The sequence below is a fragment of the Longimicrobium sp. genome (assembly GCF_036280135.1).
GTDB lineage: Bacteria > Gemmatimonadota > Gemmatimonadetes > Longimicrobiales > Longimicrobiaceae > Longimicrobium.
Map to the genome: position 1 here is coordinate 1 of NZ_DASURI010000918.1, position 8,747 is coordinate 8,747.

7 protein-coding genes are annotated in these 8,747 nt (G+C 72.1%); all 7 read left to right on the plus strand.

Annotation, left to right across the window (positions count from 1 at the left end; genetic code table 11):
• Positions 1-2,493 (plus strand): BamA/TamA family outer membrane protein (locus VFZ20_RS29600; RefSeq protein WP_329687570.1); only part of this gene is annotated, 2,493 nt, incomplete at its 5' end.
• A gap of 50 nt (positions 2,494-2,543) precedes the next feature.
• Positions 2,544-5,690: a polyphosphate kinase 1 gene (gene ppk1, locus VFZ20_RS29605; RefSeq protein ID WP_329687571.1), complete on the plus strand. Its 3,147-nt coding sequence runs from the start codon at positions 2,544-2,546 to the stop codon at positions 5,688-5,690.
• Entirely contained in the window at positions 5,687-6,643 is a 957-nt protein-coding gene (locus VFZ20_RS29610) for a hypothetical protein (protein ID WP_329687572.1), read from the plus strand. The genes ppk1 and VFZ20_RS29610 overlap by 4 nt, the downstream gene beginning before the upstream one ends.
• Before the next feature lie 62 nt (positions 6,644-6,705).
• Complete coding sequence (locus tag VFZ20_RS29615; protein WP_329687573.1) at positions 6,706-6,930, plus strand: hypothetical protein; 225 nt, start codon at positions 6,706-6,708, stop codon at positions 6,928-6,930.
• Positions 6,915-7,229 carry a type II toxin-antitoxin system RelE/ParE family toxin gene (locus VFZ20_RS29620; RefSeq protein ID WP_329687574.1) on the plus strand — a complete coding sequence of 105 codons (315 nt, stop codon included), beginning with the start codon at positions 6,915-6,917 and terminating at the stop codon, positions 7,227-7,229. Before VFZ20_RS29615 ends, VFZ20_RS29620 begins: the two co-directional genes overlap by 16 nt.
• Before the next feature lie 125 nt (positions 7,230-7,354).
• On the plus strand, positions 7,355-7,486 hold the full coding sequence (locus tag VFZ20_RS29625) for a hypothetical protein (protein WP_329687575.1): 132 nt from the start codon (positions 7,355-7,357) through the stop codon (positions 7,484-7,486).
• A 352-nt stretch (positions 7,487-7,838) separates the two neighbouring features.
• A complete protein-coding gene (locus VFZ20_RS29630) occupies positions 7,839-8,690 on the plus strand; it encodes a DUF3800 domain-containing protein (protein ID WP_329687576.1) in 852 nt (283 codons plus the stop codon).
• Positions 8,691-8,747: the final 57 nt, after the last annotated feature.

Here is an 8,747-nt window from a genome sequence, read left to right on the forward strand (position 1 = left end):
CCCGCGCGGGACGACACCGTCCGCGTGGTGGCCAACCCGGGCTACCAGGCGGGGTCGCTGCGCCGGTTCTTCCTGGGCCGCTCGTACCGCGACCTGTGGGCCGCGCCCATCGACGTGCCCGTGCTGGACCTGGGCTCGTTCGCCGGGGGGCTCACGCCCACGGAGACGGGCGGCGGCAACCAGACGCTCTCGCTGCGCTTTCGCGGGGCGGACGGCAAGGAGTACGGCTTTCGCTCCGTGGACAAGGACCCGGGCCGCGGCACGGGCGGGCGCGGCGGGCCGGCGGGGTGGCTGCTGCGGGACCAGGTGAGCTCGCAGAACCCGGCCGGCGCGCTCGTGGCCGGCCGGCTGATGGACGCGACCGGCGCCCTGCACGTGCATCCGCAATTGTTCGTGATGCCCGACGACCCGCGCCTGGGCGAGTTCCGTGAGCAGTTCGCGGGGATGCTGGGGCAGATGGAGGAGCGCCCGGACGACGGCTTCGGGGGATCGCCCAAGCTGGAGGACACGGAGGACTTCCTGCAGGCCCTGCTGGCCGACCCGCGCAACCGCCTGGCCGCCGAGGAGTTGCTGGCCGTCCGCCTGATGGACATCTACCTGGGCGACTGGGACCGCCACGAGGACCAGTACGAGTGGGCCCGGTTCGACCAGCGGGACGGCACGGTGACCTGGCGCGCCCTGCCCCGTGACCGCGACTACGTGTTCGTGGACTACGACGGGCTGCTGCTGGACGTCGCCCGCCCCATGCTGGAAAAGGCCGTGCGCTTTCACCCGGACTACGAGGGCGTGGTCTACGGGCTCGTGGAGCAGGGCCAGTACCTGGACCGCCGCCTCCTGGGCGGGCTGGACCGCGCGGCGTGGGAGCGCGCCGCCGCCGGCCTGCGCGCCCGCCTGACGGACGCCCTCATCGACGACGCCGTCCGCCAGCTGCCGCCCGCGTACCAGGCCCTGGAGGGCGCGCGGCTGGCCGCCACCCTGCGCGCCCGCCGCGACCGGCTGCCCGAGGCCGCCCAGGAGTGGTACCGCATGATGGCGGGCGAGCCCGAGGCGCACGGCACGGACGGGACGGACGTGGCCATCATCGAGCGTTCGCCCGACGCCCTGGACGTGCGCATCCACGCGGGAAGCGAGAACGGCCCCGTCCTCTACCAGCGACACTTTGTCCGGGGCGAGACGCGCGAGGTGCGCGTGTTCCTGCACGGCGGCGACGACCGCGCGGAGGTGCGCGGCGAGGGCGGCATGCTCGTGCGCGTCATCGGCGCGGCGGGCGACGACCGGCTGGAGGACCGCGGCCACGGCGCCCGCACCGCCTTTTTCGACGACGACGGACGCAACACCCTTGTCCGCGGCGGCAACACGGCCGTGGACACGCGCCCGTTCGACACGCCCCGCTACGAGCTCACGCCCGACGACGCCAGCGACGCCGTGGACCCGCCCCGCGACTGGGGCGTGCAGCGCACGGCGTTCTCGCCCATGGTGGGCATCCGCCCCTTCGCCGACGTCGTCGTGGGCGTGGGCCCCAAGGTCACGCGCTACGGCTTTCGCCGGTACCCCTGGGCCACGCGCTGGCAGGCCCGCGCCCTGTATGCCCCGCTGTACAACCGCTGGGGCGCCGAGGCGCAGTACACGCGCCGCTGGACGGGGAGCGCGTCGTACGGCTACCTGTTCGCCCGCGCGTCGCAGATGGAGGCGTCGTACTTCACGGGCTACGGCAACGAGACGGGGAGCCCCGAGGGCGACCGGCGCTACATCCTCTGGGAGAACCAGCTGCTGCTGGAGCCCGGCGTGGTCCTGCACCGCCCCGGCGGCCTTTCGCTGAACCTGGCCGCCCTGCTGCGCTACACGGATCCCGAGCCGGAAAATTCGCATCCCCTCCTGGGCGGGGACCCGGCCGGGGGAGGGGGGACGCCCGTCTCCGTCGTGGTGCCGTACGGCCAGGACACCTGGGTGGGCGCGGGCGCCCGCGCCGCGCTGGCGTGGGACCGCCGCGACAACGCGGGCTTCCCCCGCCGCGGGTGGACGCTGTCGGCCAGCGTGGACGGCTTTCCCTACTCCGCCCCCGGCGCGCTGGACGAGGGCGAGGAGGTCCGCTCGTTCGCGCGGACGGGGGCCGTGGGCACGGCGTACGTGCCCCTGGCGGGCAGCGTGCTGGCCGTGCGCGCCGGCGGGCAGGCCGTCCTGGGCGACTTTCCCCTGCAGTACGCGGCGTTCCTGGGCGGCTCGCCCACCGTGCGCGGCTACACCTTCAACCGGTACGCGGGCGATGCCATGGCCTTCGGCAGCGCGGAGCTGCGCGTGCCGGTGGCGGGACCCGTGGGCGTGCTGGCGCTGGCGGACGCCGGGCGCGTATGGTACGACGGCGAGTCCGCGGGTGACTGGCACACGGGCGTGGGCGGCGGCGGCTTCGTGCGGGCGGGATCGTACACGGCCAGCCTGCTGTACGCGTACGGCGAGCGCGGCATCGTCTACCTGCGCCTGGGCCTTCCCTTCTGATGATGCGGATGCCACGCGCGAACCCCTCCGTACCCGGCGGCGACCCACCCTTGGCTCCCATCCGCTTCGACCCGGCCGCCCCCGGCGTGCTGGACGAGATCGCCGCCGGCCCCGCCCCCGACGGGCTGCGGGCCGGCGTTCCGCGCACCCTGGGCTTTCGCGACGTCTACCACGACACGGAGCAGGGCGACCTGGAGCGCCGGGGTGCCTGGGCGTGCGTGCGCCACTACTCCAACGGCACCCGCACGCTGGCCGTCCGCAGCGGCCCGGACGCGGAGCAGGGCGTCGTCCTCACGGTGGAGCTCCCGCCGGACGCCAGCGACGCGCCCCTGCTGGGGCTGAGCGAGCCCGCGCGGCTGCTGCGCTCCCTCGTAGATCCCACGCGCCTCGTCCCGCGGGTGGAGCTGGAGACGCACCGCCGCGTGCGTGCCTTTGCCACCCGCGACGGGGCCGAGGCGGAGGTGGCCTGCGACGCCATCCTGGCCCGCGACGGCGACCTGCGCGCGCGGCTGGGCGAGGTGGAGGTGCGGGTGCCGGACGGCGGCGGGGCCGATCACCCCGTGGCGGCCACCCTGCGGCACACGCACGGCCTGCGGCGGGTGGAGGACGACCGGCTGGAGCGCGCCCGCCACGCCCTGCGCGAGCGGGAGATGGACCTGCTGGAAGAGGCCGTCCGCACGGCCCGCCGCGTGGCCGTCGTGGCCGTGGACGACGGGCGCGTGGCGCTGACCCGCGCCCGCGCCGCCCTGCGCGTCCCCGCCGGCCCCGGCGCGGGGGAGGAGGCCGCCCGTCGCGTCCTCCGCGACTGCTTTGGCCACGCGGCCGCGCGGCTCCGCCTGCTCGGCGTCGGCCCGGGGGGCGGCGAGCGGGCGGCCGTGGAGGTGTGGCTGGCGGAGGGCGTGGGCGCCGTGGGCGAGGACGCGCGCTGCGAGGTCGTGCGCCTGCCCCTGGAGGAGGTGATGTCGGCCGTGGGCTCGCCCGCCCTGCGCGAGCGCGACACGCTGGCGGCCCTGCACGTGCTGGCCCGCTCCGCCCTGCCGTTCGAGCCGGCGGACACGGTGGACCCGCGCGACGAGGCCCGCGCCCGCGCCGCCCTGGCCACCGTGGAGGACGAGGCAGAGGCCGAGGCGCTGGGCCCGGGAACGCTGCTGAACATGGAGCTCAGCCTCCTGGCCTTCAACCGCCGCGTGCTGGGGCTGGGAGAGGACCCGCGGGTGCCGCTGCTGGAGCGCGTGCGCTTCGTCTCCATCTTCGGCGCCAACATGGACGAGTTCTTTCGCGTCCGGGTGGCCGGGTTCAAGCGCCAGGTGGCGCTGGGAAGCGAAAAGCGGACGATCGACGGCGTCACGCCGCAGGAGCAGCTGGACGCCATCGGCATCCGCGCGCGGCGGCTGATGGACCGCGCGTACACCCTGCTGCGCGGCCAGCTCCTTCCCGCCCTGGCGGAGGAGGGTATCCACGTCGTGGATCCCGGCGGGCTCACGGACGAGGAGCGCGAGTTCGTCCGCGAGTTCTACGCGCGCACCATCCATCCCCTCCTCCTGCCGCTGACGGCGGGCGGGGGCAGCCCGTTTCCCCACATCCGCAACCTGCGCCCCGCCCTGGCGGCCATGGTGCGCGACCCGCAGACGGGCGCGCGGCACCTGGGCGTGGCGGAGCTGCCGGACGGCGTGCCGCGCCTGGTGCCGCTCCCGGGCGGCCACCGCTTCATCCCCGTGGAGGAGGTCGTCCGCGACGCGTTCGGCTCGCTCTACCCGGGGATGCAGACGGACGTGCCGCGCGTGTTCCGGGTGACGCGCAGCGCCGAGCTGCACATCCAGAGCAAGCAGGTGGAAGACCTGCTGCACGCCGTGGAGGAGCAGGTGCGCAAGCGCCGCTTTCGCCCCGTCGTGCGCCTGGAGGTGGAGGAGGGGATGCCGGAGGGGATGCGGGCCCTGCTGCTGCGCGAGCTGCAGTACGAGGTGCCCGACCGCGTGGCCATCCTGGGCGACGGCGACGTGTATCCCATCCCCGCCTTCATCGACCTGCGGGGGCTGCGCGAGCTGGCGGACCTGCCGGGCGACTTCCTTCACTATCCGCCCGCCGCGCCGCCGCGCGAGCCCCTGCAGGGCACCCGCTCCGTCTTCGACGCGCTGCGGGCCGGCGAGGTGCTGGTCTCCTTTCCCGAGGACTCGTTCGAGGGGACGGTGGAGCGGCTGGTGGTGGAGGCGGCGGAAGATCCCGACGTGCTGGCCATCAAGCTGGCCCTGTACCGCACGAACGCGAAGTCGAAGATCGTGGAGGCGCTCTCGCGGGCAGCCGCGCGGGGCAAGCAGGTGGTGGCCCTCGTGGAGCTCACGGCGCGCTTCGACGAGCTCAGCAACATCCAGTGGGCGCGCCACCTGCGCTCGTTCGGCATCCACGTCATCTACGGCGTGCCGGGGCTCAAGGTGCACGCCAAGATCGCGCTGATCGTGCGGCGCGAGGCCGAGGGCGTGCGGCGCTACGCCTACGTGGGCACGGGTAACCTGAACGCGTCCACGGCCGCGTTCTACACGGACCTGGGGCTCATGACGGCGGACCCGGCCGTGGTGGCGGACCTGAACGAGGTGTTCAACGGGTTGACCGGCGGCGCGGGGCGCGAGGACTACGCGCAGCTGCTGGTGGCGCCGTACAACATGCGCCGCCGCTTCGTGGAGATGATCGAGCGCGAGGCCGAGCACGCCCGCGGCGGGCGCGACGCGCGCATCACGGCCAAGTTCAACGGATTGGCGGACCGCGACATGATCGCGGCCCTGTACCGCGCGTCGCAGGCCGGCGTGCACGTGGAGCTGCTCGTGCGCGGCATCTGCGCCCTGCGGCCCGGCGTGGCGGGGCTCTCCGAGCGCGTTCACGTGTACAGTGCCCTGGGCCGGTACCTGGAGCACGCGCGCATCTTCCGCTTCGAGAACGGGGGCGCGCCGGAGTACTTCATCGGCTCGGGCGACTGGCGCACGCGCAACCTGAGCCGGCGGGTGGAGGTGGCCGTCCCCATCCAGCACCCCGAGCACCGGCGGCGCCTGGACGAGATCCTGGCCGAGGGCCTGTCCCGGCCGGACCTGTGGGAGCTGGGCGCCGACGGCACCTACTACCAGCGCCCGGACCCCGCCCCGCGCGAGGTGGCCCCCGCGGAGGAGCCGGACCCGGACCGGCAGCCCATCATCACCTCGGACGCATGACGCTTGAGCGCGGGTTTCGGTGGATGCGGGCGCGGCGGATGCGGACCTTCGCATCCGCCGCGGCGCTCGCGCTGGCGTCGGGGTGCGGGCCCCGCGCGGACGCGGACGAGGTGGCGCGCGCGGACGCGGCGGACGCCAAGGAGACGCTCGAGTGCCGCATCACGCACCCCGAGCTCAGCCTGGGCACGCGCGTGCCCGAGGCCAGCGGCGCCGCCCTGGACCGGCGCACCCGCGGGCTGTTCTGGACGCACGGCGACTCCGGCAACGATCCCATCCTGTTCGCCGTGGGAGTGAACGGGCAGCTGCTGGGCCGCGTGCGGCTCACGGGCGCGCGCAACCGCGACTGGGAGGACATGGCCATCGGTCCCTGCCCCGGCGGCACCTGCGTGTACGTGGCCGACATCGGCAACAACCAGGCGCGGCCCCTGGACCTGGTGCTGTACCGCGCGCCCGCCCCCGCCGCCACGGACAGCGCCACGGCGCCGGCGGAGGCGTTCCACGCGCGCTTTCCGGGGAACGGCCGCGACGCCGAGGCCATCTTCGTCATGCCCGACGGCGAGGTGTACATCGTCACCAAGGGGCGCACGGAGCCCGTGGAGCTGTGGCACTGGCCCACGCCCCTGCGCGCCGGCCCCGCCGTGGACCTGGAGCGCGTGCGCGAGATCGCCCCCCGCCCCACCCAGCTGGGCGACTACGTCACGGGCGCCGGCGCGTCGCGCAACGGGCGGTGGGTGGCCATCCGCACGTACGGCCGGCTGGCGCTGTACCGCGCCGCGGACCTGCTGGCCGGCGGCGGCCGCCCCTACACGCTGGAGCTCGCCGCCCTGGGCGAAACGTGGGGCGAGGGCGTGGCCATCGACGACGACGGCACGGTGCTGCTGGTGAGCGAGGGCAGCGGCCACCACACGGGCAGCGCCGCAGCCTGGCTTCGCTGCGCCCTCCCCGCCACCTGAGCGCGCGGTGGCCTAAACGACCGGCTTGCGCAAATCGAGGTTCCGGAGTGAATTTTCACGAGATGGACAGCCGCGACCAACCCGCGCCGGATCCGCCGATGAACAGCGCCCACGCCAGAACTCACGTGGTCCCGGATGAATTCCCGGACGACACCACGGCAGGAGACCTGGAATACCAGGAGTACGTGCGCGAGCAGATCCGCCAGGGTCTGTGGTCGCTGGAGAACGAGCCGACCTTTACGCAGGAAGAGGTCGAGCAGCTCGTCGCCAAGTGGCTCACCGACTGATCTGGTCCACCCGGGCAACAGCAGACCTCCAGCGCATCGCGCAATACATCAAGCGGGACTCAGCGGCCACCGCTGAAATAGTCCTGACCAAGGTGACGGGATTGGTGAGGCGGCTCCAGCGGTTCCCCCTCTCCGGCCGGATCGTTCCCGAATGGGAGCAAGTCGCTTATCGGGAAATCATCGTCTACGATTACCGGATCATCTACAAGGTCGGGCTGGACACTGCCTCGATCATCACCATCATGCACGCACGACGGCGCTTTCCCAAGCGCCCGCCCCGGGTCCGGTTTCCATCGTAAGCGAGAAAGCAAACGCGGCCGATCTTCCATGCGAGGATCGGCCGCGAATCGTTCAACGGGAGACTGGGATAAAGAACGATGACAAGCTTCGCGAGGTGCTGTACCCGCCGTCCCATGAAGGCACGGTGGATGACGCCGCCGAGTACGCCGCGTACGTGCGCGATGCGATCCGGCGCGGGCTCTGGTCCCTCGAAAACGAGCCGACGTTCACGCAGGAAGAGGTGGAGCGCGCCGTCGCGGAGTGGCTGTCCGATTGATTGGCGCGTACGGGCGTGGCCGTTCCTGGCGCAATAGTATCGATCAGATGCGCATCCGTGGCTCAAAACGGTATTGCAAACGTGTTTCAGGCGCTCATCACGCCCACGGCACGGCACTTTGATCAACCCAAATACATGCGCAGAAACAAGATATACCTTCTTCGGCTCCTGCCGCTCCGCGTGGTCACACCTGTCCCATTTTACCGGCTGTTCCGGGCACGTTTTTCCGCCTAACTTCCTTCGCAAATCCAGGGATTCCGCGCGGCATCGCTCCTCCCGCCGCGTGAATCCGCACGCCTGGATCTTTCGCTTCCGCGGCATCCGTGATCCACCCGCATCCTCGCCATCTCCCATGAGTCGCGAGTACGTCATCTATACGGATGAATCCAGCCAGACGGGGCGCTACTTCGCCAACTTCTATGGCGGAGCGCTGATCCGTTCGGAAGACCTGGACTACGTGCGGGAGGTGCTGCAGGGGCAGGCGGACCGGCTGTGCCTGGGCGCGGAGATCAAGTGGAAAAAGGTCAGCGAGGCGTACCTGGACCGCTATCTGGCGATGATGGACGCGTTCTTCGACCTGATCGACGGCGATCTCGTGAAGATCCGCATCATGTTCACCCTGGCGGACGCGCAGCCGCCACGCACGGCGTACCACCGCGAGCACCGCTACCACCTGCTGTACTACCAGTTCTTCAAGTACGCCTTTGGGCTGCGGCACTGCAATCCCGACCGCGCCGAGTTGAACCTGCGCCTGTACGTGGACCGGTTGCCGGACGCACCGCACAAGAACGCCGTCTTCAAGGCGCACCTGCTCACGCTGCAGAACTGCCGCGAGTACCGCGCGGGGCGCATCTGCATCGCGCAGGACCAGGTGGCGGAGGTGAACTCGCACGAGCACCTGCCACTGCAGTGCGTGGACGTGGTGCTGGGCGCCATGCAGTTCCGGCTGAACGAGTCGCTGCGGGAAGGCGGCGCACCCGGCAAGAAGACCATCGCCAAGAGCCAGCTGTGCGAACACATCTGCGCGCGCATCCGGCGGATTCACCCGGAATTCATGATCGGGGAGACGACGACGCGAACGCGCGACCGGGATTGGTGGCAGCACCCGTACAGGCACTGGCTGTTCCGGCCGCAGCACAAGCGGATGACACAGGAGGGGGATAGGAGCAAAAACGATTCGACCCCGCCTCCGCTGAGCCTCTGAGAGGCGCCGCCCAGGTAGGAACCTCGGCGTTCACGGATAGAAGGGCCGAATCGCTGA